This window comes from Cupriavidus basilensis OR16 (assembly GCF_000243095.1).
In the GTDB taxonomy this organism is placed as follows: domain Bacteria; phylum Pseudomonadota; class Gammaproteobacteria; order Burkholderiales; family Burkholderiaceae; genus Cupriavidus; species Cupriavidus basilensis_D.
The window spans coordinates 216873-238362 of record NZ_AHJE01000016.1; the positions used below are offsets into that span (position 1 = coordinate 216873).

The window sequence follows — 21490 nt, forward strand, 5'->3', positions numbered from 1 at the left end:
CGGCCATGCAAGCCAGTCTCGACATCGCGCTGCTGCGCCAGCTTGAACGGGTGAGCTTTCCCACCCTGGGGCACTTCCTGGAAGATGGCTTTGCCAGCCATCACATTCGCGCGCTCGCGCCCAACGTGAAGGTCGCCGGCCGCGCCGTCACGCTGCGCCTGGCCACGCCCAACGCCATTGCCGTGAACCGGGCGCTGGCCGCCTCACGCCCGGCGACGTGCTGGTGATTCGACGCCTGCGGCGACCACGCGCATGCGCCCGTTGGCGCCGTCACCGGCACCGCGGCCTTGTGCGCGGGCGCCAGGGGAATCGTCGTCGACGGCGTGGTGACGGACATCCTGGAGCTGCGTGCCATGGGGATGCCGGTGTTCGCACGCGGCACCAGCGTCCTGACCACCAAGCGCATCGACGACGGCGGCAGCGCCGTCAATGTACCGGTGATCTGCGGCGGCGTCACCGTCAACCCGGGAGACATCGTGCTGGCGGATGACAACGGCGTGCTGTTCCTGGCACCTGGCGTCGCCGCCGGCATCATCGGCCAGGCGCTGGCTTCCGATGACGCCGAGCCGGCGATCCTGGCCCGGCTGCAGGCGGGCGAGCCGGCCGGTGACGTGCTGTACCAGGGCGACCCGCACGCGCCCGCTGCGGGAGACACACCATGAGCGCCCAAGCAACAAGACGGCCACCGGAACTGCGGCGCAGCTGGCTGTTCGTGCCCGGACTGGACCCCGTGCGCCAGCAAGCGGCCCTCGAGAGCGGCCCGGATGTGGTGGTCGCGGACCTGGAGGAGTTCACCAGCCCCGCGCACCGTCCGGCAGCGCGCGCGCGGATCGCCGCGCTGATGGGCGAATGCCGGGCGCGCGGCATTGTCGGTGCCGTGCGCGTCAACAAACTGGATGGCGACGGGCTCGATGATCTTCGTGGCGTGCTGCCGGGCGCGCCCGCGGCAATCCTGCTGCCGCACACCGAATCGGCCGCGCAAATCCTGGCGCTCGACCAGCACATCACCGCCCTAGAGCACGAGCTTGGCCTGCCGCATGGACAGACCGAGATCGTGCCAACGCTGGAATCCGCGCGGGGCATCGTTGCCGCGCCGGCCATCCTGTCGGCCAGTCCGCGCGTCAGTGCCTGCCTGCTGGTGGCGGAGGACCTGAGCGCGGATCTCGATGCGGTGCGCGGCCCGGACGGGATCGAGCTGCACCATGTGCGGGCGCGCTTCCTGGTCGACTGCGTCGCCGTGGGCTGCGTGCCGATCGATTGCCCGTTCAACTACCAGAACACAACGGCGCTGGCGGCCGACCTGGCCTGGGCCCGGCGGATCGGGCTGAAGGCAAAATGCACGGTGTTCCCGCATCAGGTCGCGGCCATCCACGCCGCGCTGACACCATCCGCGCAGCAAGTCGCGCAAGCGCAAGAGGTGGCTGGCAGGTACGAGGCAGTGCGCGACGGCAAGCCAGCGCAGGGCCCGCGCGTCGATCCGCCGGACTACAACACGGCGCGCAGGCTGCTATCGCGCCATGCCAGGTTCGTGCAATGGGCACAGACCGCCGGCGATACGATGGCCCGCTAGCCGGCGTTGCGGGAACGGCAGCCGGCAGTCAGTCCGAGCGTCCCGGCAGCATGATGGGGTCTGCCTGATCGACGCTGCCGTCCATGACCACCACCGCGTCGCCAGCCCAATGCACCTCCGCCACCGGCACACCGGACGCCCGGGCCTGGCCGATCTGTTCTCCCGCGGCGGTGTACACCCGCACATAGCCGTTCACATAGTAGAGCTTGTCCGAGCCTTGCCCCGGAAAGGCCATGGTCGGCACCCAGTTCCTCCAGCTGGCCAGCTTGTATTTCTGATAGTAGAACGCCCCGTTGGGGCTGTATTGCTTGCTCCCATAGGCCACGCCGTAGTAGCAGTAGAGATACGCGGGGTAAGCCAGGATGACGGCTGCCAAGGCAGCCATAAGGAGCGAGCGGTTCTTCATGTCTTGTCTGGTGATTGCCTGAACATATGCGTCAACGCGACGCTACCCGGCGCGTACTTTTTTTTGGAATAAGCCGGCAGAGCGGAGAGCTGGTCAGGGCCCGCCGGCCTGCCGGAGATGCTCCCCGAGAAGCCGCGCGGCGGACGACAAAGGCACGCCCGAGCGCGTTGCCAGCAGCAGCCGCCGGCTGGCCCAATCGTCGGACAAGGCAACCATCTGCAGCCCCAGCGCCTTGGCCTGGGCGCGGCACACAGCTTGCGGCAGGACCCCGACGCCAAGGTCGGCTGCAATCATCTGGCACATCGCATCGAAGCTGCGGACCTGGATGCGAAGCCGAAGCGGCCGCCCGGCCTGCTCCGCCGCACGTGAGATCAGCTCCAGCAACGCACTGCCGCGATTGAGCCCGACCATGTCGTACTCCAGGCAGCTGGCGAAATCGATACGCCGTTTGCGCGCAAGGGGATGGCGGCGCGAACACAGCAGCGCCAGCGTGTCGGTCTGGAAGTCGCTGATATCCAGGCCATCGGTGGGCGTGCCTTCCGAAAACACGCCGATATCGGCCAGGCCTTCCACCAGCGCGCGGGCGATATCGCCGCTGAGCTGTTCCTCGACCTCGACGTGAATCCCCGGGTGCTGCGACAGGAACGTGGCGAGCCTGGCGGGCAGGAACTCCGTCAGGGCGGACATATTGGCCCACAACCGCACATGGCCCAACAAGCCGCGCGAATGGTCCTGCAGCTCCGCGCTGAAGCGCTCGAAGCCCTGGAACAGCCGCATGGCGTGCTGCATGGCCATATGGCCCACGGGCGTGAGCGTCACGCCCTTTGACGTGCGCTCCAGCAACTGGAAGCCGATGGTCTCCTCGAAATCGGACAGGCGCCGGCTGGCAGCGGACAAGGCGAGGTGGCAGGCGGCGGCGCCTTGCGTGATGCTACCGGTCTGCACGACCGCGCAGAACAGGCGCAGCGTGACGAAATCTACGCGGGCGGGATTGAGGGGCCAGGTCATTGGCGCATTCTAGCGCGGCTCCTTCGCGTTCTGCGAAGCCGGATTGTGGAGATCGCAATTCCGCCGGCGGCGCCGCGCCCATAGAGTGGCGGGAACGACCCGAGCCATGACGGCGGCATCACGGCTTGGCGAACACAACCAGGATCAAGCCGCCGGTGGCTGGCCGGCGCGTCATCCGCAACCCGCAAAAGGAGTGCAAGCATGCATCACGGCGAAGGCATCCGCCTGCAGTTCAATGAAGTGGCGACCCGCGACGGTTTCCAGATGGAGTGCGATTTCATCGAGACGGATGACAAGGTCGCCCTGCTCGACGCGCTGGGCGGCCTGGGCTTCGCCAAGATCGAAGTCACGTCGTTCACGTCGCCCAAGGCCATCCCGGCGCTCAAGGATGCCGAGGCGGTCATGCACCGCATCCGGCGCGCGCCCGGCGTGGTCTACACCGCGCTGGTGCCCAACGTGCGCGGCGCGCAGCGCGCGCTGGAGTCCGCCACCGACGAGTTCAACCTTGTCATGTCGGTAAGCGCGACCCATAACCTGGCGAACCTGCGCATGACGCAAGCGCAGTCGTTCAGCCAGTTGCAGGACGTGATCGCGCTCGGCACGCGGCACGGCGTGCCCGTGAACGTCTCGCTGTCCTGCGTATTCGGCTGCCCGATGGAGGGCGAGATCGCAGCCGAGGCGGTGTCCGGATGGATCGCCCGCTTTGCCGGGCAGGGCGTGCGCGGCATCACCCTGTGCGACACCACCGGCATGGCGTTTCCCAGCCAGGTGCAGGCACTGTGCGAGGCCGTGCAGGCACGCTTCCCGGCGCTGGCATTCACCGCCCATTTCCACAACACGCGCGGCATGGGACTGGTCAATGCCGTCGCTGCGGCGCAAAGCGGCATCCGCCGCTTCGACACGTCCCTCGGCGGCATCGGCGGCTGCCCTTATGCGCCTGGTGCCACCGGCAACGTCGCCACCGAGGACATGGTGCATATGTTCGACTGCATGGGCTATGACACCGGCATGGACCTGCCCGGCCTGCTGGACGCCGCTGCCACCCTGCGCCAGCTCCTGCGGCACGACCTGCCCGCGCAGGTATCGCAAGCCGGCCCGCGCCTGACCCGGCATGCCCCGCCATCGGATTTCGAGGACATTCGCGAGCGTGCGCTTGCGCGCTGAGGCCACGGCGTATATTGACGCCCCGCCCGGCCTGCTGCATGATCCGCCAATGCACTTCCCGGCTCTCGACACCGCAACCACCAGCAGGACCACTACCACGACCGCGCACGGCGGGTCGTGTGGTCGGACCATGAGCCCGGGATAGCCCACTCAAGGATTCACCCCAAGGCCCCGCCAGCGATGGACGGGGCCTTTTGGTTTCTGCGCCCGCGCTGGCCTCCCAGGAGAAACACCATGCCTAGCAGTGCAAGCCCCGGACGTTCCGCCCTGTTGATCATCGACATGCAGGTCGGCATGTTCAACGGCCCGCAAGCGCCCTATGAAGGGCCACGCGTCCTCGCCACCATCAACGCGCTCATCGCTAAAGCCCGCGAAGCGGGCGCGCCCGTCTTTGCCGTGCGCCACACCGGCCCGCAGGGGTCTGCGCTGGAGCCCGGCAGCGCGCTGTCGCAACTGCTTCCCGAGCTTGCGATAGATGCCGTGGTGGACACGGTGTTCGATAAAGCCCGGCCCAACTGCTTTACCGGTACCGGGCTGGCAGGCTGGCTGGCGGATGCCCGCGTTGCCGAACTGGTCATTGCCGGCATGAAGACGGAGTACTGCGTCGACACGACTTGCCGCGCCGCCGCTGAGCTAGGCTTCAGGCCGGTGCTGGTCGCGGACGGACATACCTGCATGGACACGCCGGTGCTGCCGGCAAAGGCCATCATCGCGCATCACAACCGGACTTTGAGCGGGCCGTTCGTGAAACTGGTGAACGCAGCGGAATGCCGGTTCACGGAACAATAAACACAGCAATCAACAACAACAATGCAGTCACCGAAAACCTGCTTCCTGATCCTGGCCCTGTCGCTGGCCACCCACGGGCAAGCTGCCGAGCCCAGGATCTCGGCCGGCCGCTACCACAACCTGGCGATCGCAACCGACGGGGCCGTCTACTGGTGGGGTAACGATTTTGGCGTGTCCTTCCGCCTGCATCAGCGTGAAGCGCCAAAGGGTCCGGCGCGGGTGGCGGGCTTGCCGCCGATACGGGCGGTCGCGGCGGGCTACGAGCACAGCGTGGCGGTGGCCGAGGATGGCGCGGTCTACGAATGGGGCTTCAGCCCCTACCAGTCGCACCTGGTCATGATGTTGCAGCCCGTACTCGGCCTGTGTGAGATCACGCGCATCGCTTCCGGCGGCCACGGTAAGGACCCCTGCACGCAAGCGCAGATCGCGCGCGCCGCCCGCATGCAGGTGCTCGAGCCCCAGCGCATCCCGGGGCTACCGCCGGCGAGCGATGCGGCGGCGACGGACAGTGTCACGGTCATGCTGAGCCGCGACGGCGATGTCTATTGCTGGGATCCCGGCACGTCGCCCCAGCGCATTCCTGGCCTGGAGAAGATCAAGGCGGTAGCGCTGGGCCAATTCCATGGCGTGGCCTTGCGCGAGGACGGTGCTGTGCTGACCTGGGGCGGCAACGCCAGCGGTGAGCTCGGGCACCCCTCGTCCAGCGCGGAGTCCATCTGCCGCAACCCCGATCCGCAGGTCGCATTCACGCAAGCCGTGGGCATCGGGGCCGGCGTCAAGAATACCTACGCGCTGCGTGCCGACGGCTCGATCTGGGGATGGGGCAACAACTGGAGCGGCCAGTTGGGCATCAAGACCGTGGTCAATAGCATCGAGCCGAACATCCCGGCACCTCGCCGCATTGCCACCCTGCCCGATGTCCGGCAACTGGCCGCCGGTTCGTCGCACGTGATCGCCAGGACCGCCACCGGCGAACTCCATGCCTGGGGCGGCAATACCTGGAGCAGGCTGGGCGTGGCGCGCATGCCGGAGAGCTTGCCGCCCATTGCCATTGCCCCGATGGACACGGTGAGCGCTATCTCCGCCTACGACCACAACCTTGCCTTGACGCGCGAGGGCTATCTTTGCACCTGGGGCGGCAATACCTATGGCGAGACCCGGCCAGATAGCAAGCGGCGCGATATCCCGGGCCCGGTGCCGGTGATGATGGCCGATGGTGTCACGCCGCTCAACCTCCTCGCCGCCGAAGGTGCCACCCGCCCGGCACCCGCGCGCGTCTGCGGCGACGCGCAATGGCAAACGCGCTTTGCCCTCTGGGACCAGGCCGAGCTGCAACTCAGGCAGCGAGCAGAGCGCGAGCGCGCACTGGCGAAGAGGACCGATTTCAGATCGCCGATCGCGCTCGACACCACGGCCTTGATCGAGGCCACCGCACGGCGCAACCAGGCAGCGGTGGAGCGCCTGCTGGCCACGGGCGAAGCGGACCTCGATGCGCGGGACGGCAAGGGCAATACGGCCTTGATGGTTGCGGCCAGCGGCAAGCAGCTTGACACCGTGCGCCTGCTCCTGGCGAAAGGAGCCAACCCGCAAATCAAGAACCTGAGCGGCGACACCGCTTTGTCCCTGGCGCAAAGCCGCGGCGACAGCGAGGCCGTGCAGGCCCTGCAGTCCGCGGCCAAGTAGTGGCGAGCGCGCCGCGCCGCGCCGCCTTCTGGCATCATGAGTGCGCTTTGGCCTCGGCCTGTGCAGCGGCCAAGGCGCAGTCGATGCGACCCACATTGAAGGTGATCACACACCATGCCCACGCCAGAAACCATCGAGAAGTTCATCGCAAGAGTCGAGCAGAATGCGCACGCCGAGGCCGTCGAGGAGTTCTATACCGAGAACGCTTCGATGCGGGAGAATCAGGCCCCGCCCAGGGTGGGCCGCCACCTGCATGTGGCCAACGAACGCAAGGTCATGTCCAACACCGCGTCCCTGACCTCGACATGCGTTCGCCCGGTATTCGTGAATGGCGACAAGGTAGTCGTACGCTGGATATTCCGTTTCGAATGGCGCGATGGCACCGTCACCGAGATGGAAGAACTGGCGTATCAGCGGTGGGAAGGCGAGCGCATCGCCGAAGAACAGTTCTTCTACGACCCGGCGCAACGCGTGCCAAGGCGGCCCGCAGCCGCGTGAGAAGCGCCTCGCGTTTGCCATCGAGCACCTTGTAACGTATGCCACAAATTGACCCAAGGACTGAGCCGAGCGTTTCACTGAAAGGCCATGCCCGCAGCGACTGCCAGGTGAAATAGAGGGTTAACACGCGGTTTTTGCCAAGCTACCCAAGTGATATTCTCCGATTTGTTTCGCAATATGTAATGTTTATTACGTCATACGGCCGCACCACAAAGTGACAAGGCAGTCCCTTTTCGGAGAACGGCTTGGCCAGGTCATCAATCAGGGAAAGGCTGGCCGACCAGGCCCCCGGCTTCACCACGTCGGAGATGAAGGTAGTAGATACGCTGCTCGCCAGCTACCCGAGCGCCGCGCTGACTTCCATCTCGAACCTCGCGGGGCAAGCCGGGGTCAGCGATCCGACGGTGTACCGGCTGGTCGTGAAGCTGGGATTCGATGGCTACCCGTCATTCCAGCGAGCGCTCCTGGCGGAGGTCGATGAGGCCATGAACTCGCCGCTCTCCCGGCTCGGCGCGCGGGGCAACACGGCACCCGGAGAGGATTTCCAGAAGGCTTCGCTGGCAAGCCTGGCGATGTCGGTCGAGCGTGTGGCGCAGCGCGCTTTGGACGATCGAGCTTGTTTCTGGCCTCGCGGCTCGCGTCGCACCTGACGCATATCCGGCCCAAGGTCCGTCTCGTCGAGCCTGCCCTGGAGCGGGCCAACGAGGTACTGGTCGACATCGGGCCAAACGATGCGCTGGTCGTCTTCGACTACCGCCGCTATCAGAAAAGCGTCATCGAATTTGCCGCCGCGGCGCATCGCCTGGGCGCCAGGATCATCCTGTTTACCGACGAGTGGAAGTCGCCGATTGCCGGCTTCGCCACGGCCACGCTAAGCAGCTTTGTACAGACCGGCTCACCGTTCGATACCAAGGTACCCGCGCTGGCGCAGTGCGAGACCTTGATTGCCGCGCTCATTGCCCGCTTTCCCGAGGAGGCAAAGCGCCGGCTCGAAGCCATCGAGGCCGTGCGCAGTTCTGCCACGCCCGAGGGTGCAAGCATCGATTTCTAGGATGTCTTTCCTTTCCGGAGAATATTGAAATGGCCACTCAGCAGTTTTCATTGATGCGCCGGGGCAGCCCACTGGCCGTGGCGCTCGCCCTGCTAAGCGCATGCTCGACGCAAACCGGCGTGTCCCCGACGCCGCTGGCCACTGCCGCCCCCACGGCAACCGCCCTGCCCGCGGCGCCGGAAGTCTCGTCCGGCTACCGGCAGGGCATGACGACCACTTACGCCGACAAGCACATGGCTGCGGCCGCCAATCCCCTCGCTACCGAAGCTGGCCGCAAGATCCTGCGCGCGGGTGGCACCGCCATCGACGCCGCCGTTGCCATGCAGGCCGTGCTGACGCTGGTGGAGCCGCAGGCCACCGGCATCGGCGGCGGCGCCTTCATCATGTACTGGGATGGCAAGCGCGTGCAGGCCTATGACGGCCGCGAGACCGCGCCCGCCGGTGCCGACGAGAACTTGTTCATGCGCCCCGACGGCAAGCCCATGAGCTTCAGCGAAGGGCAGATCGGCGGGCGCTCGGTGGGCACCCCCGGCGTGCTGCGCGCGCTGGAACTGGCGCATCGCCAGCATGGCAAGCTGCCCTGGGCCAAGCTGTTCGAGCCGGCCATCGCGCTGGCGGAGCAGGGTTTCCCGATTTCGCCGCGCCTTTATACGCAGATCGCCGCCGACAAGTTCCTCCCGGCCTCGCCCGAGATGGCGGCCTACTTCCTCACGCCGGACGGCAAGCCCAAACCCGTTGGCACCATGCTGAAGAATCCGGCGCTGGCCAAGACGCTGCGCGAGATCGCTCACCGCGGGTCAAACGTGCTCTATACCGGCCCGATTGCCAGCGAGATCGTCAAGCAGGTCAACGGCAGCGCCAACCCGGGCTCGCTCTCGCTGGTGGACCTGCGGGATTACCGCGCCAGGGAGCGCGCGCCCATTTGCAGCGACTACAAGCGCTGGACGATCTGCGGCATGCCCCCGCCCTCGTCAGGCGGCATCGCGATCGCGCAGATGCTCGGCACCTTGCAGGCGCTGGAGGCAAAGAACCCGAAATACGCGCTCGCCGCGCTCAAGCCGAAACAGGTGGCGACGCCTGCCGGTACCGAGCCGGGCATCGACGCCGTGCACGCGCTTTCCGAAGCCGGGCGCCTGGCCTATGCCGACCGCGGCCTCTATGTGGCGGACGCGGATTTCGTGCCCGTCAATGTGGCGGGGCTGCTGAACCGTGACTACCTGGCAAGCCGCGCGAGCCTGATCGGCGACGAGAGCATGGACAAGGCGGAGGCCGGCTTGCCACCCGGCGCCACACTCGCGCTGGCGCCGGACCGCTCGCCGCCGCGCGTGTCCACCTCGCAGATCGTCGCGGTGGACAACACGGGCGGTGCGATTTCCATGACCACCACCGTGGAGAGCTATTTTGGCTCGCACCTGATGGTGCGCGGCTTCGTGCTAAACAACCAGCTCACCGACTTCTCCTTCGTGCCGAGCGAGAACGGCAAGCCCGTCGCCAACCGCGTGCAGCCCGGCAAGCGCCCGCGCTCGTCGATGGCGCCCACGCTGGTGTTCGACCGCGAGAGCGGCAAGCTGGTCGCAACCGTGGGCTCGCCCGGCGGCTCGCAGATCATCGAATACGTGTCCAAGACGCTGGTGGGCCTGCTGGACTGGAACATGGATGTGCAAGCTGCCATCAACCTGCCCAACTTCGGCAGCCGCAACGGGCCGACGGAACTGGAAGCCGGCCTGGTCAGCCCGGCCCTGGTGCAGGGCCTGAAAGACCGTGGGCATGAGGTCGCGCAGATCGAGATGACCAGCGGCACGCAGGCCATCATGCGCCGCCAGCGCCCCGACGGCACGTGGGCCTGGGCCGGCGGCGCCGACCCGCGCCGCGAGGGAGTTGCACTGGGAGATTAAGCGCCGGGACTGCGACGCAAAAGGCCGGCCCTCGGGCCGGCCTTTTGCTTTGCGGCCTGCCAGCCGTTACTCGTAGGAGAAGAAGCTGCCGAGCTTGTCCATGCGCTCGAGCGCCATGCCCGCGCCCCGCACCACGCAGGTCAGCGGGTCATCAGCCACCAGGACCGGCAGGCCGGTTTCCTCGGCCAGCAGGCGATCCAGGTCGCTCAGCAGCGCCCCGCCGCCGGTGAGCATCATGCCGCGCTCGGCAATATCGGCGCCGAGCTCCGGCGGGGTCTGCTCCAGCGCGATCTTGACTGCCGACACGATCTGGTTGAGTGGTTCGGTCAGCGCTTCCAGGATTTCGTTGGACGATACCGTGAACGCGCGCGGGATGCCTTCGGACAGGTTGCGGCCCTTGACTTCCATTTCGCGGACTTCGGAACCCGGGAAAGCCGAGCCGATGGTCTTCTTGATGGCCTCGGCGGTCTGCTCGCCAATCAGCATGCCGTAGTTGCGCCGGATGTAGTTGACGATGGCCTCGTCGAACCTGTCGCCGCCCACGCGGATGGAGCCCTTGTAGACCATGCCGCCCAGCGAGATGACGCCGACCTCGGTCGTACCGCCGCCGACATCCACCACCATCGAGCCGGACGGCTCCGACACCGGCAGCCCTGCGCCCAGCGCGGCCGCCATGGGTTCCTCAATCAGGTAGACCTGGCTGGCGCCTGCGGCCAGCGCGGATTCGCGGATGGCGCGGCGCTCGACCTGGGTCGAGCCGCACGGCACGCAGATGATCATGCGGGGCGACGGCCGCAGCAGCTTGGTGTCGTGCACCATCTTGATGAACTGCTTGAGCATCTGCTCGGTGACCCGGAAGTCGGCGATCACGCCGTCTTTCATCGGGCGGATGGCCTCGATGTTTCCAGGCACCTTGCCCAGCATCTGCTTGGCTTCCTTGCCTACCGCCTCGATGGTCTTCTTGGGATTGGGGCCACCCTGCTGGCGAATCGCGACGACCGAGGGTTCGTCCAGGACGATGCCCTTGTCGCGCATGTAGATCAAGGTGTTGGCAGTGCCGAGGTCGATCGCGAGATCGTTGGAAAAGTAGCTACGGAGAAATCCAAACATCGGGAAACTTTCATCTGGTGGTCCGCAAGCATGCGAACCGGCGGGCGCCACTTCTGGCGACAAGCAGGCTATGAATAGCGACGCATGCAGGAAGCCTTCACGCGTCACGCGTCGAGCGGAGCGGCCTTCGGCGGTGGCCTGCGCTCCGTCACTTGGTATGGGCGGCAACACTCCGGGGCGGCCACGGCCGTCGTGTGGCTTGGTGGCGAAATCAGCCACCGGGCAACCGCTGAATAAACCACATACTTGAGACCGCGCCGGAATCACAAAACGCCTGGCGCGCCTCAACCGGAACATCCTTGGCCTGGCGAGTGGCGTGCGCCGTACTTACGCCACTCCAGCGCGCGACCTGAGTGTTCACCGGGAACGAATGATACCTTGTGGCAAGGGCTTGCTGCCCAAAAAATAGCGCGGCAGCGGCCCCACCGGCATGCCTACCGCGTCGCGCAGCCGCTCGATTCCGTGGCCTTGCCCGTCAGCATCAGATGCGGGTCCGGCGCGTGGCTGATGAACGACCAGAGCTCGTCGACCAGCGGCTTCGGGCTGGCCGCCGAGCGGTACAGGCGGATGTCGAGGCTGGTTGCCCACGATGCAGGCCCTGCCAACACCAGCTTGCCCTCCTTCAGTTCGTCGCTGACGCAGCTCTCCGGCAACCAGCCCACGCCGTGCCCGGCGACGACCATGGCTTTCAGGGCCTCCGACATGTGCGTCTCGAAGCAGCGCTGCAAGCCGTACGGCTCCGGAGCGTTGAGCAGTATCATCTCGACCACGTTGCCAAGGAACGCGCCGGATGAATAGGCCATGAATGGCAAGGGATTGGCGCTCGTGCCCGGCAGCCGGAAGATCGGCTGCCCCTGCTGGTCCGGCGCGGAGAACGGGAGGATCCGCTCCACGCCCAGCATCAGGAACGGGAAACCGTTCGGGTCCAGCAGGATCGGCAATTGCTGATGGTGGTAGCCCAGCAGGATGTCGCAGTTGTCGTCCACCAGTTGCTGGACGCCCTCGGGCACGTTCACCGCATGCACGCAGGCGCTCAGCGAGCCGAAGCGCTCATGCAGGTACTTGAGCCAGGCCGGGAAGAAGGGAAAAAACAAGGTGTGCGCCACCGAGAAACGGATCACCTTATCGCTCTCGGCGAGGGGCTGGCGGCTGCTCAGCAATGCGCGTGCGGCATAAGCGTCGCGCAGCAGGTCCGCGGCCAGGCGCCGGAACAGCCAGCCCGCCGTGGTCAATGTGGCCGGATGCACGCTGCGATCCACCAGGCTGGCGCCAAGCCACTCCTCAAGGGCCATGATACGGCGGCTGAACGCCGACTGGGTGATATGCCGGTCGCCTGCCGCGCGCGAAAAACTGCGCGTTTCAGCCAAGCACAGGAAGTCTTCAAGCCACTTGGTTTCCATAATGGAATGTACTCAACATCAGGAGGAGGGGACGCGCTGTCTATAGCACATCTTACGGCAATGCGGCGCTGCCCAGACCGGGGGAACCCCGATGGCACCATGAGAGGTTTTTGCCACATTTATCCGAATCTGCCACGTTCCTCCCCGGCCTCCCGTGGCAAGCGGAAGGCCTTGGCACTCGCTTAGTACTTCCAGAGGATCTTCTGCAGTTCCTTGGTGTCGTTGGTTTTGGTCAGCGCCAGCGCCATCAGGATCCGGGCCTTCTGCGGCAACTGGTCGTCGGTGACCAGCCAGTCGTACTTGTCGTCCGGCTGCTCGGCGTTGCGGATCACCACGCCGCCGCCGGTGCGCGAGGCGCGCACGATCTGCACACCCTTGGCGCGCGCGGCCTTGAGCGGCTCGACCATGTAGTCACCCACGCTGCCGTTGCCGGTAGCGGCATAGACGATGGCCTTGGCGCCGTTCTTCACCGCGGCGTCGACGCTGGCCGGATTGACGTTGCCGTAGGCGTACACCACCGCCACTTCAGGCAGCTTGTCGAGCTTGTCGATGTCCCATTCGGTCTGCATGGTGTGCGGACGCGCCGGCAGGCGGAAGTACAGCGTGCGGCCTTCCACCACGTAGCCGAGCGGGCCGAACGGCGAGCGGAAGGTCTCGACCTTGAAGGTATTGGTCTTGGTGACGTCGCGCCCGGTGTGGATCTCGTCGTTCAGCACCGCCAGCGTGCCCTTGCCTCTGGACTCCGGGCTGGACGCCACCAGCACCGCGTCATACAGGTTCAGCGCGCCATCCGCGCCCAGCGCCGTGCCCGGACGCATCGACCCGACCACCACGACCGGTTTATCGCTCTTCAGCGTGAGGTTGAGGAAGTAAGCGGTTTCCTCGATGGTATCGGTGCCGTGGGTGATCACGATGCCGTCCACGTCCGGCTGCCTGAGCAGCTCCGAGACGCGCTTGCCAAGCTTGAGCAGGCGCTCGTTGTTGAAGCTCTCCGAGCCGATCTGGAAGACCTGCTCGCCCTTGACGTTGGCGATCTTGGCGATCTCCGGCACCGAGGCGATGATCTTGTCCACCGGCACCACGGCCGACTGGTAGGCCGCGGTGTTGGTGGCGGCGGCGCCCGCGCCGGCAATGGTGCCGCCGGTGCCAATGATCACGATGTTGGCCTTGCGGGCTTCGCTGGGCGCGCCAGCCTGGGTCGGCGCCGCGGAAGCGGAGGGAGCAAGCTGGGCATGGGCAACGCCGGTGGCCAGGCTGGCGGCAAGCAACAGGACGCTGAGGGTGTTGAGACGTGCAAAACGTTTCATGGTTTTCTCCAGGCGTTGGATATCGGGCGCTCGATCGGTGCACGCCAAATAGGGATGACAGGTGATGAGCGGGCGATGATACGGCAACGAAAACACGCCCGTATCCGTATAAGCCCTGATAGGGCGATGCAAAATTCGCGACGAAGTATTCGGAAAAATCATCACCCGGCGAGGCATCCCGCCCGCCGCGCTCCCCTGCCTTTGCCACCGGCGGATAGCGCGGATGCTGCATGCGCGTTTCGCGGCGCGCCATGACAAATTCGCATCATCATCGCTACCTGCCGACGGATTGCCTAGAGTCAACTCCTCCCTGACGTGAATTTGCGAGGAGCCATTCGATGACCGCAGGAACCTTTAGAACCGAACATGACCTCCTGGGCGATCGCGAGATCCCGGCCGATGTCTACTACGGTGTACACACGTTGCGCGCGGTGGAGAACTTCCCGATCACCGGCACGCCTATCTCGATCTACCCCGAGCTCATCAAGGCCCTGGCCTACATCAAGCAGGCAGCCGCGCACGCCAACCACGAGCTGGGCCTGCTCGACGGGCCCCGCTGCGATGCCATCGTCGCCGCCTGCGCGGAACTGCTCGGCGGCAAGCTGCACGACCAGTTCGTCGTCGACGTGATCCAGGGCGGCGCGGGCACCTCGACCAACATGAACGCCAACGAGGTCATCGCCAACCGCGCGCTCGAACTGATGGGCCACAACAAGGGCGAGTATCAGTACCTGCACCCGAACGAGCAGGTCAACATCGGCCAGAGCACCAACGACGTCTACCCGTCCGCCCTCAAGGTCGCGACCTGGTTTGGCATCCTGGGCCTGGTGGATGCCATGGGCGTGCTGCGGCGCGCCTTCGAGCGCAAGGCCGAAGAGTTCAAGCATGTCCTGAAGATGGGCCGCACCCAGTTGCAGGACGCCGTGCCGATGACGCTGGGGCAGGAGTTCAGCACTTACGCCGTGATGCTCGGCGAGGATGAGGAGCGGCTGCGCGAGGCCGCCCTGCTGATCTGCGAGATCAACATGGGCGCCACCGCGATTGGCACCGGCATCACGGCGCACCCGGACTATGCGCCGCTGATCCTCAAGCGGCTCAAGGAGATCACCGGTATTCCGCTGATGACCGCGCCGAACCTGATCGAGGCCACGCAGGACTGTGGCGCCTTTGTGCAGCTCTCCGGCGTGCTCAAGCGCGTGGCGGTCAAGCTCTCCAAGACCTGCAACGACCTGCGGCTGCTGTCCAGCGGCCCGCGCGCCGGCCTGGGCGAGATCAACCTGCCGGCCATGCAGGCAGGGTCCAGCATCATGCCCGGCAAGGTGAACCCGGTCATCCCGGAGGTGGTCAACCAGATCGCGTTCGAGGTCATCGGCAACGACATCACGGTCAGCTTCGCGGCCGAAGCCGGCCAGCTGCAGTTGAACGCCTTCGAGCCGATCATCGCACACAGCCTGTTCAAGAGCGTGAGCCATCTGCGCAACGGCTGCCTGACGCTGGCCGAGCGCTGCGTCAGCGGCATCACCGCCAACGAAGCGCGCCTGCGGGCCACGGTCGAGAACTCCATCGGCATCGTCACCGCCCTCAACCCGTACATCGGCTATGCCAACGCCACCGCCGTGGCGCAGGAGGCCCATGCCACCGGCGGCAGCGTGTACGAGATCGTGCTGCAAAAGGGCTTGCTGACCCGGGAGGAACTGGACCAGATCCTGCGCCCGGAAGTGCTGACGCAGCCGGCCCCGCTGACCCTGGCTCCCCGCGCCCGCTGAGCCGGCGGGCAAGACGTGCCCGGCGTCGGCCGGGCCTTATTCCGCCTGCTCCGGGATGGCCCGGATCAGTTCATCGAGCTGTGCGCTCATGGGCAAGCCGAGCCGCTCGCCGCTGGGCAGCTTGTTCATGAACCATTGCTTGTACATGCGATCCAGCTCTCCGGACACCGCCAACTCGCGCACCGCGCGCTCAACCACCGTGGCGAACTGTGGGTCGCCCTTGCGGAACATGATGCCGTAGGGATCGTACGAGAGGAAATCGCCGGTGATCTGGAACTTGCCGCCAACCCCGCTGCTGCGCAGAAAGCCGTACAGCAGCACATCATCCCCCGCATAGGCGTCCGCGCCGCCGTGCTGCAGTACCCGGAACGCATCGGCATGGTCCCGTGCCCTGATGATGTTCAGTTGCAGGCCAAAGCGGGCGGATAGCCGTTCCAGCGCTTCCACATTGGTGGTGCCGCCGGTCGCGACCACGGTCTTCCCCTTCAGGTCCTTGAACGTCTTGACCGGCGATCCCCTTGGCACCATCAGCTTGGTCCCGGCCACGAAGATCACCGGAGAGAACGAAACGCGCTTCAGACGCTCGACGTTATTTGTGGTCGAGCCGCATTCCAGGTCGACCTTGCCGGACGTGACCGCGTCGAAGCGGCTCTCCGAGGTCACCGGCGCCCAGCTGATGCTGAGCTCGCGGCCTACCTCGGCCGCTGCCGCGTCGACAATCGCGCGGCAGATGTCGATGGAATAGCCGACCGGCTTGCCGAGCCTGTCAAGGTAGGAAAAAGGCAGGGACGACTCGCGATAGCCGATGGTCAGGGTGCCGCTTTCCTTCGCCTTCTTCAGCGTGCCGGCCAGCTCTCCCGACTGTTGCGCCGACGCCGCGCCGGCGGCCAATGCCGCGCATAGCACAAACACCGTCCACATCGCGATCTGCCGGCACCCGCGGCGGCGGCGAGCGTCACGCGCGCATACTCCATTTGAAAGCATTTTTTGCGCTCCCACGTTGATCGTTCGCCACATGCCGGGCACAAGCCGCGGGGCGGCCTGGCCCCTGGATCATGCCTGGGCCGCCTCCGCCTTGCCGAGCGCAGCGCCCGTGGCTGCCTCATCGCCCTCGCCTTCCAGGTCCGACTCGCTCGCCAGCTGGCCCTCCCACTTCGCCACCACGGCAGCGGCAATCGAGTTGCCCACGGCGTTGGTCGCCGAGCGGCCCATGTCCAGGAACTGGTCGACCCCCATGATCAGCAGCAAGCCGGCTTCCGGAATGCCGAACTGGTTCAACGTGGCGGCAATCACCACCAGCGATGCGCGCGGCACCCCGGCCATGCCCTTGGAGGTCAGCATGAGCAACAGCAGCATGGTGATCTGGGTGCCGATCGGCAGGTGGATGTCATAAGCCTGGGCGATGAACAGCACGGCGAACGTGCAGTACATCATGGTGCCGTCGAGGTTGAACGAGTAGCCCATCGGCAGCACAAAGCTTGAGATCTTGCGGCTCACGCCGAACCGGTCCAGGGCGGTGAGCATCTTCGGATAGGCTGCCTCGGAGCTGGCGGTGGAAAAGGACAGCAGGAAGGGCTCGCGAATCAGGCGGATCAGCGTGAACACCCGCTTGCCCAGGAAGAAGAACCCGGCCGCCACCAGCAGGCTCCATAGCACCACCAGGCCAAGATAGAAGCTGCCCATGAACTTGGCGAAGGTGAGGAGGATGCCCAGGCCTTGCGTGGTCACGGTCGATGCGATTGCCGCGAATACAGCGACCGGGGCCATCCACATCACGGCGCCGGTGATCTTGAGCATGGTCTGCGCAAGGTCGTCGATGACGCCGGCCAGCCGCTTGCCCGTCTCTCCCAGCGTCGACAGCGCAGTGCCGAAGAAGATCGAGAACACCACGATCTGCAGGATTTCATTGGTGGCCATGGCCTCCGCCACGGACCTCGGCACCAGGTGCGTCACAAAGTCCTTCAGCGTGAAGGCGTTGGTCTTCAGGTTGGTCGCCGCCCCCACGTCCGGCAACGGCAGGCCGATGTTGTGGCCGGGCTGCAGCAGGGTGGCAAGTATCAGGCCCAGCGTGAGCGAAAGAAACGAAGCCACGATAAACCAGCCGAGCGCCTTCACGCCGACGCGGCCAACGGTACTCGCATCGCCCATGTGTGCAATGCCGACCACCAGCGTGGAGAACACCAGCGGCGCGATGATCATCTTGATCAGGCGCAGGAAGACATCGGTAAAGATCGAGATATAGCCGGCAATCTCCTTGGTGGTACCGGGATCCGGGAAGGCCTGGTGGCAGCTATAGCCGACGATGACGCCTAGTATCATCGCGATGACGATGTATGTGGTGATTGGGCGCTTCTTTGTCATGACTGCTCCTTGGCTTCTGGCGAGCCTGCTATCCGAAGCCGCCACCCCGGATATGGTCAGGCGAAAAAGGCCCCCCACGATCCAGAACGGATCGCGTCCTGCCTATGTTTCGGCGTGTTGGATGCTTAGCGTCTGGCCAAAAGCAGCCCGCAATCGACGAGCATGCCTTCCCCCATGACTATGAGACTAGGAAACGCATTGGAAACTGACAACATCGATGAGCATCCCGCGGCGCGCCGGCGCCACCGCGTGCGGCAGCGCCGCAATCTCCACGCCGATTGCCGATCCATGGGCTAAACCACGATTTCCCCGGACATGAGCGGCCTGCGCACCAGCAGTTCGGCCAGCTTCTTCAGCGCGGCGGCGAGATGGGCGCGGGTTTCCACGCCCCCCAGCGAGATGCGGATCGCATTGGGCGGCGTAGGGCCAGCATAGAACGCATCGGAAGCGGTAACACGCAGATCTTCCGCACGCGCGGCCTGCGTCAGCGCCAGCGAAGTCCAGTAGCTCGGCAAGGTGTGCCAGACGTGTATGCCGCTGGGCGGAGCCTGGTCCGCGCTGAACAGCAACTGCCGCGCGAGCTCGCGCCGCGCGAAGGCTTCCGTGCGGATCCCGGCCAGCAGTTGCGCGGCGGAGCCTTCGTGAATCCACTGCGTGGCCAGGGCCGTTGACAGCGGCGTAGACATCAGCGCGAAGGAGCGCAGCGCGGCCAGCACGCCGGCCCGGCTGCGGGCATGCGGCAAGCGGATATAGGCCGTGCGCAGGCCCGGGCTCAGGCATTTGGACAGCGTGGCGACGTAGTAGACCTGCCCTGGCGCGAAGCAGGCTACGGGCGGCGGCATACTGGTGCCCAGCAGCCAGTAGGGATCGTCCTCGATAATCAGGGCGCCGTGCTTCTGCGCTGCCAGCGCGACATCGCGGCGCCGGTGCGCGGGCATGGTCCGCGTGGTCGGGTTCTGTATGGTCGGGTTGAGATAGATCGCGCGAGCGCCATGTTCGCGGCACGCTTGCTCCAGCGCATCGGGCCGCATCCCTTCGTCATCGGTGGCCACCGTCACTACGCGGCGCCCGAGCTGTTCGGCCGCCGCGCGCAGGCCGGGATAGGTCAGCGGCTCCGCAAGGATCGCCTCGCCTGGCTGCGTGAGCGTGAGGATCAGCGCCGCCAGCGCAGCCTGCGCTGCTCGCTCGGGCTGGCCCTGACCGAGCAGCGCGAGGCAAGCCGCGAGGCCGCTTGCGCTCTGCTCGCCTTGACTTAACATCGGACAACGCGGATCGGACTCGGACAGCAGAACCAGCACATCGGCCGCGTGGCGCGGTGACGCCAGCACGATGCGCTCATAGGCGAGACCGGCGTCTCGCATGCACAGCTCAAGCGCGGTGCAGGCCGGACATCCGGCCAATACAAATAACTGGTACTTCATGGCTGCGGCAGTTTCCCCTGGCGCCAACAATGACGCGTGTTCCGAGGGATGTTGCCGCACCGCAGCAATGCGGAACAGGAGCAGAAGCAGGCTATTTGGAGCGGAGCAGACGCGAATTTCGCCGCGGCATTATGCGGGCACCCGCAGCGCGGCATTCAACTGGTCGACGACCTCTGCCCAGTCAGCGTCTTCCAGGATCTCCTCGCGCAGCAGCGATGCCTGCGCTGGCGTCCAGAAAGGAGCATCGGCAAGCGCGATCTCGGGGGCCAGGGGAGAATGCGCGGCCAGGAATTCGCGGATTCCCTGCTCATCGGCAGGCAGGCCCAGTTGCGCAAACAACTCGGAAAAATGGTGGAAGGCATTGTCCATGGCGAGCACACCTCCTGGTGCACGTGCATCACTATTTAACCCTGCACACTGGAACGGACTCATCGCGCCCCTTCCCGCCCTGGTCCAGCACGGGCGTCAAACTGAAGGCTATCGTCTTGCCTCGCCTTGCTTCGACTTCCGATTGGGCCATTGCGGCCATGCAGGATAGATTGTAGGCGAGGCAGGCCGCCCGGCGCGAGGCGCGTGGCTATCCCGGCGTGGCTAACAAATCGACGTGGCAGACGCCAAGTTGCTGGGCCATCAGCACGAGATCGGCAAACGTGCGCGCCTTCATCTTGCGCATGGCCTGCCCGCGGTGGATCTTTACCGTCACCTCGCTAATCCCGACGCGGCCGGCAATCTGCTTGTTCATCAGCCCGGATGCGGCCAGCGCCATCACCTCCGACTCGCGCGGCGTCAGTGTCTCGAAACTGCTGCGCAGCGCCTGGGCCCTGCGCATTCCCTCGCGTCGCCGGCGGTCCTTCTCGAGCGCGGCCGATACCGCGTCGAGCAGATCCTGATCGCGAAACGGCTTGGCCATGAAATCCTCCGCGCCGGCCTTCATCGCTGCCACGGTCATGGCTATATCGCCATAGCCCGTCATGAAGATGATCGGGACGCGGATGCCCGATTGCCTCAGGTGCGCCTGCAGGTCCAGTCCGCTCTGGCCGCGCAGCCTGACGTCGAGCACCAGGCAGCAAGGCGCGTCCGGCAACCGGTACTGAAGTAATTCCGCGGCCGAGCAGAACAGCGCGGCACGCATGCCGACCGAGCGGAACAGGTTACCCAGCGCACCGCGAAGCGGCGCATCATCGTCGACGACCAGCACTAACGCTTCGTCCCGGGTAATCGTCTCGACAGGCTCCAGGCTTTGAGATGTCACGGTCAGTTTCTCCAGTCGGCTTCAATGGCGCCAGTAAGAACGCGGACTATGTCAATTGCTGTGTGGGGCTGTGTGGCTTCCCGCGGGCACTTTACGCTTTTACCGTGCCGGCGCATTGTCAATTTGTGCCGGCTTTTGTCTACTGTTGCCGATTAAAACGTGAGCCATATTGGATGTTAACTAACAGGCACTTCAGGAGGATGGAAGCGTTTGCCCAAAAACCCGCTGACCCATACCAAAAGACAATAGACGCTCCCCAGCCCGCGAGACAGACCCAATATTGGCGCGAAAGAACAGAAACCCCACTGGATTCCCGCCAACGACACGACGAGCTTGTCCGAATCCGGTCACTGATCGCGCGTGGCAGCGCGGCAAATCCGTCTAAGTACACGCCAGGCCGTTTCTGATCCGACGCACCTCGGAGGCAACGAACTAATACGAACAGACAATGGCCGTGGCTAGACGGCAGGTATAGCCTTCCATCGGGTTGTCTGCCCATGGATGCAGCCCCCGCCCACCCAACGTCAGGAGAGTAGAAAGATGAGCAATCCCAAGCTAGAAGTGCTGACCCCGCAGAACAGCCAGCTGATCTTCATCGACCACCAGCCGCAGATGGCCTTCGGCGTGCAGTCGATGGACCGCCAGGCCATGAAGAACAACGTGGTGGGCCTGGCCAAGGCCGCCAAGATCTTCAACATCCCCACCACCATCACCACGGTGGAGAGCGAATCGTTCTCTGGCTTCACCTACCCGGAACTGCTGGACGTGTTCCCCGGCCAGAAAACGCTGGAACGCACCTCGATGAACTC

The 21490-nt window shown here is 65.5% G+C and carries 20 protein-coding genes and 2 pseudogenes; 12 read left to right on the top strand and 10 right to left on the bottom strand.

Features of this window, described 5'->3' with window-relative positions; all coding sequences use genetic code 11:
- Window positions 1-5: 5 nt before the first annotated feature.
- The 3 genes and pseudogenes from OR16_RS45430 to OR16_RS06620 all read left to right on the top strand — a co-directional run bounded on the left by OR16_RS45430 (window position 6) and on the right by OR16_RS06620 (window position 1570).
- On the top strand, window positions 6-227 hold the full coding sequence (locus OR16_RS45430) for a hypothetical protein (protein WP_237716960.1): 222 nt from the start codon (window positions 6-8) through the stop codon (window positions 225-227).
- Window positions 228-251: 24 nt separating this feature from the next.
- Window positions 252-662, top strand: a pseudogene (locus OR16_RS45435) (RraA family protein); the annotation flags it as partial.
- Window positions 659-1570, top strand: coding sequence for an HpcH/HpaI aldolase/citrate lyase family protein (locus OR16_RS06620; protein WP_006157188.1), 912 nt, complete (start codon window positions 659-661; stop codon window positions 1568-1570). The pseudogene OR16_RS45435 and the gene OR16_RS06620, both read left to right, overlap by 4 nt.
- 28 nt (window positions 1571-1598) lie before the next feature.
- Here the strand turns inward: OR16_RS06620 and OR16_RS06625 are convergent, their stop codons facing one another.
- Window positions 1599-1976 carry a hypothetical protein gene (locus OR16_RS06625; protein WP_006157189.1) on the bottom strand — a complete coding sequence of 126 codons (378 nt, stop codon included), beginning with the start codon at window positions 1974-1976 and terminating at the stop codon, window positions 1599-1601.
- 93 nt (window positions 1977-2069) lie between these two features.
- The gene (locus tag OR16_RS06630; protein WP_006157190.1) at window positions 2070-2984 is read right to left on the bottom strand and encodes a LysR family transcriptional regulator; all 915 of its coding nucleotides are present in this window, start codon (window positions 2982-2984) and stop codon (window positions 2070-2072) included.
- 201 nt (window positions 2985-3185) lie between these two features.
- Between OR16_RS06630 and OR16_RS06635 the strand changes: the two genes are divergently transcribed.
- The 7 genes from OR16_RS06635 (at window position 3186) to ggt (ending at window position 10064) form a co-directional block, all read left to right on the top strand.
- A complete protein-coding gene (locus OR16_RS06635) occupies window positions 3186-4148 on the top strand; it encodes a hydroxymethylglutaryl-CoA lyase (protein ID WP_006157191.1) in 963 nt (320 codons plus the stop codon).
- Window positions 4149-4382: 234 nt separating this feature from the next.
- Complete coding sequence (locus OR16_RS06640) at window positions 4383-4937, top strand: cysteine hydrolase family protein (RefSeq protein WP_043418682.1); 555 nt, start codon at window positions 4383-4385, stop codon at window positions 4935-4937.
- Window positions 4938-4958: 21 nt separating this feature from the next.
- Window positions 4959-6620: an ankyrin repeat domain-containing protein gene (locus OR16_RS06645; RefSeq protein WP_006157193.1), complete on the top strand. Its 1662-nt coding sequence runs from the start codon at window positions 4959-4961 to the stop codon at window positions 6618-6620.
- 114 nt (window positions 6621-6734) lie between these two features.
- Window positions 6735-7118: a nuclear transport factor 2 family protein gene (locus tag OR16_RS06650; RefSeq protein ID WP_006157194.1), complete on the top strand. Its 384-nt coding sequence runs from the start codon at window positions 6735-6737 to the stop codon at window positions 7116-7118.
- Window positions 7119-7363: 245 nt separating this feature from the next.
- Complete coding sequence (locus tag OR16_RS45440) at window positions 7364-7768, top strand: MurR/RpiR family transcriptional regulator (RefSeq protein WP_050982904.1); 405 nt, start codon at window positions 7364-7366, stop codon at window positions 7766-7768.
- Entirely contained in the window at window positions 7735-8169 is a 435-nt protein-coding gene (locus tag OR16_RS45445) for a MurR/RpiR family transcriptional regulator (protein ID WP_050982905.1), read from the top strand. The genes OR16_RS45440 and OR16_RS45445 overlap by 34 nt, the downstream gene beginning before the upstream one ends.
- 29 nt (window positions 8170-8198) lie before the next feature.
- A complete protein-coding gene (gene ggt, locus OR16_RS06660) occupies window positions 8199-10064 on the top strand; it encodes a gamma-glutamyltransferase (protein WP_006157195.1) in 1866 nt (621 codons plus the stop codon).
- 66 nt (window positions 10065-10130) lie between these two features.
- On the opposite strand, the gene OR16_RS06665 is transcribed toward ggt, so the two are convergent.
- The 3 genes from OR16_RS06665 to OR16_RS06675 all read right to left on the bottom strand — a co-directional run bounded on the left by OR16_RS06665 (window position 10131) and on the right by OR16_RS06675 (window position 13881).
- Complete coding sequence (locus OR16_RS06665; RefSeq protein WP_006157196.1) at window positions 10131-11174, bottom strand: rod shape-determining protein; 1044 nt, start codon at window positions 11172-11174, stop codon at window positions 10131-10133.
- Window positions 11175-11608: 434 nt separating this feature from the next.
- Window positions 11609-12574 carry a LysR substrate-binding domain-containing protein gene (locus OR16_RS06670; protein WP_006157197.1) on the bottom strand — a complete coding sequence of 322 codons (966 nt, stop codon included), beginning with the start codon at window positions 12572-12574 and terminating at the stop codon, window positions 11609-11611.
- 182 nt (window positions 12575-12756) lie between these two features.
- A complete protein-coding gene (locus tag OR16_RS06675; RefSeq protein ID WP_006157198.1) occupies window positions 12757-13881 on the bottom strand; it encodes an asparaginase in 1125 nt (374 codons plus the stop codon).
- A 338-nt stretch (window positions 13882-14219) separates the two neighbouring features.
- Between OR16_RS06675 and aspA the strand changes: the two genes are divergently transcribed.
- On the top strand, window positions 14220-15647 hold the full coding sequence (gene aspA, locus OR16_RS06680; protein ID WP_006157199.1) for an aspartate ammonia-lyase: 1428 nt from the start codon (window positions 14220-14222) through the stop codon (window positions 15645-15647).
- Window positions 15648-15683: 36 nt separating this feature from the next.
- Here the strand turns inward: aspA and OR16_RS06685 are convergent, their stop codons facing one another.
- The 5 genes from OR16_RS06685 to OR16_RS06705 all read right to left on the bottom strand — a co-directional run bounded on the left by OR16_RS06685 (window position 15684) and on the right by OR16_RS06705 (window position 20681).
- Window positions 15684-16568 (bottom strand): amino acid ABC transporter substrate-binding protein, encoded by an 885-nt coding sequence (locus OR16_RS06685; RefSeq protein ID WP_006157200.1) that lies wholly within the window; start codon window positions 16566-16568, stop codon window positions 15684-15686.
- 132 nt (window positions 16569-16700) lie between these two features.
- Window positions 16701-18008, bottom strand: coding sequence for a dicarboxylate/amino acid:cation symporter (locus tag OR16_RS06690; RefSeq protein WP_006157201.1), 1308 nt, complete (start codon window positions 18006-18008; stop codon window positions 16701-16703).
- A gap of 293 nt (window positions 18009-18301) precedes the next feature.
- Window positions 18302-19369: a PLP-dependent aminotransferase family protein gene (locus OR16_RS06695; RefSeq protein WP_423739636.1), complete on the bottom strand. Its 1068-nt coding sequence runs from the start codon at window positions 19367-19369 to the stop codon at window positions 18302-18304.
- A gap of 189 nt (window positions 19370-19558) precedes the next feature.
- Complete coding sequence (locus OR16_RS06700) at window positions 19559-19798, bottom strand: DUF2789 domain-containing protein (protein WP_006157203.1); 240 nt, start codon at window positions 19796-19798, stop codon at window positions 19559-19561.
- Window positions 19799-20006: 208 nt separating this feature from the next.
- Window positions 20007-20681: a response regulator transcription factor gene (locus OR16_RS06705; RefSeq protein WP_043418684.1), complete on the bottom strand. Its 675-nt coding sequence runs from the start codon at window positions 20679-20681 to the stop codon at window positions 20007-20009.
- Window positions 20682-21221: 540 nt separating this feature from the next.
- On the opposite strand from OR16_RS06705, the pseudogene OR16_RS06710 reads away from it, so the two are divergent.
- Window positions 21222-21490, top strand: a pseudogene (locus OR16_RS06710) (isochorismatase family protein); the annotation flags it as partial.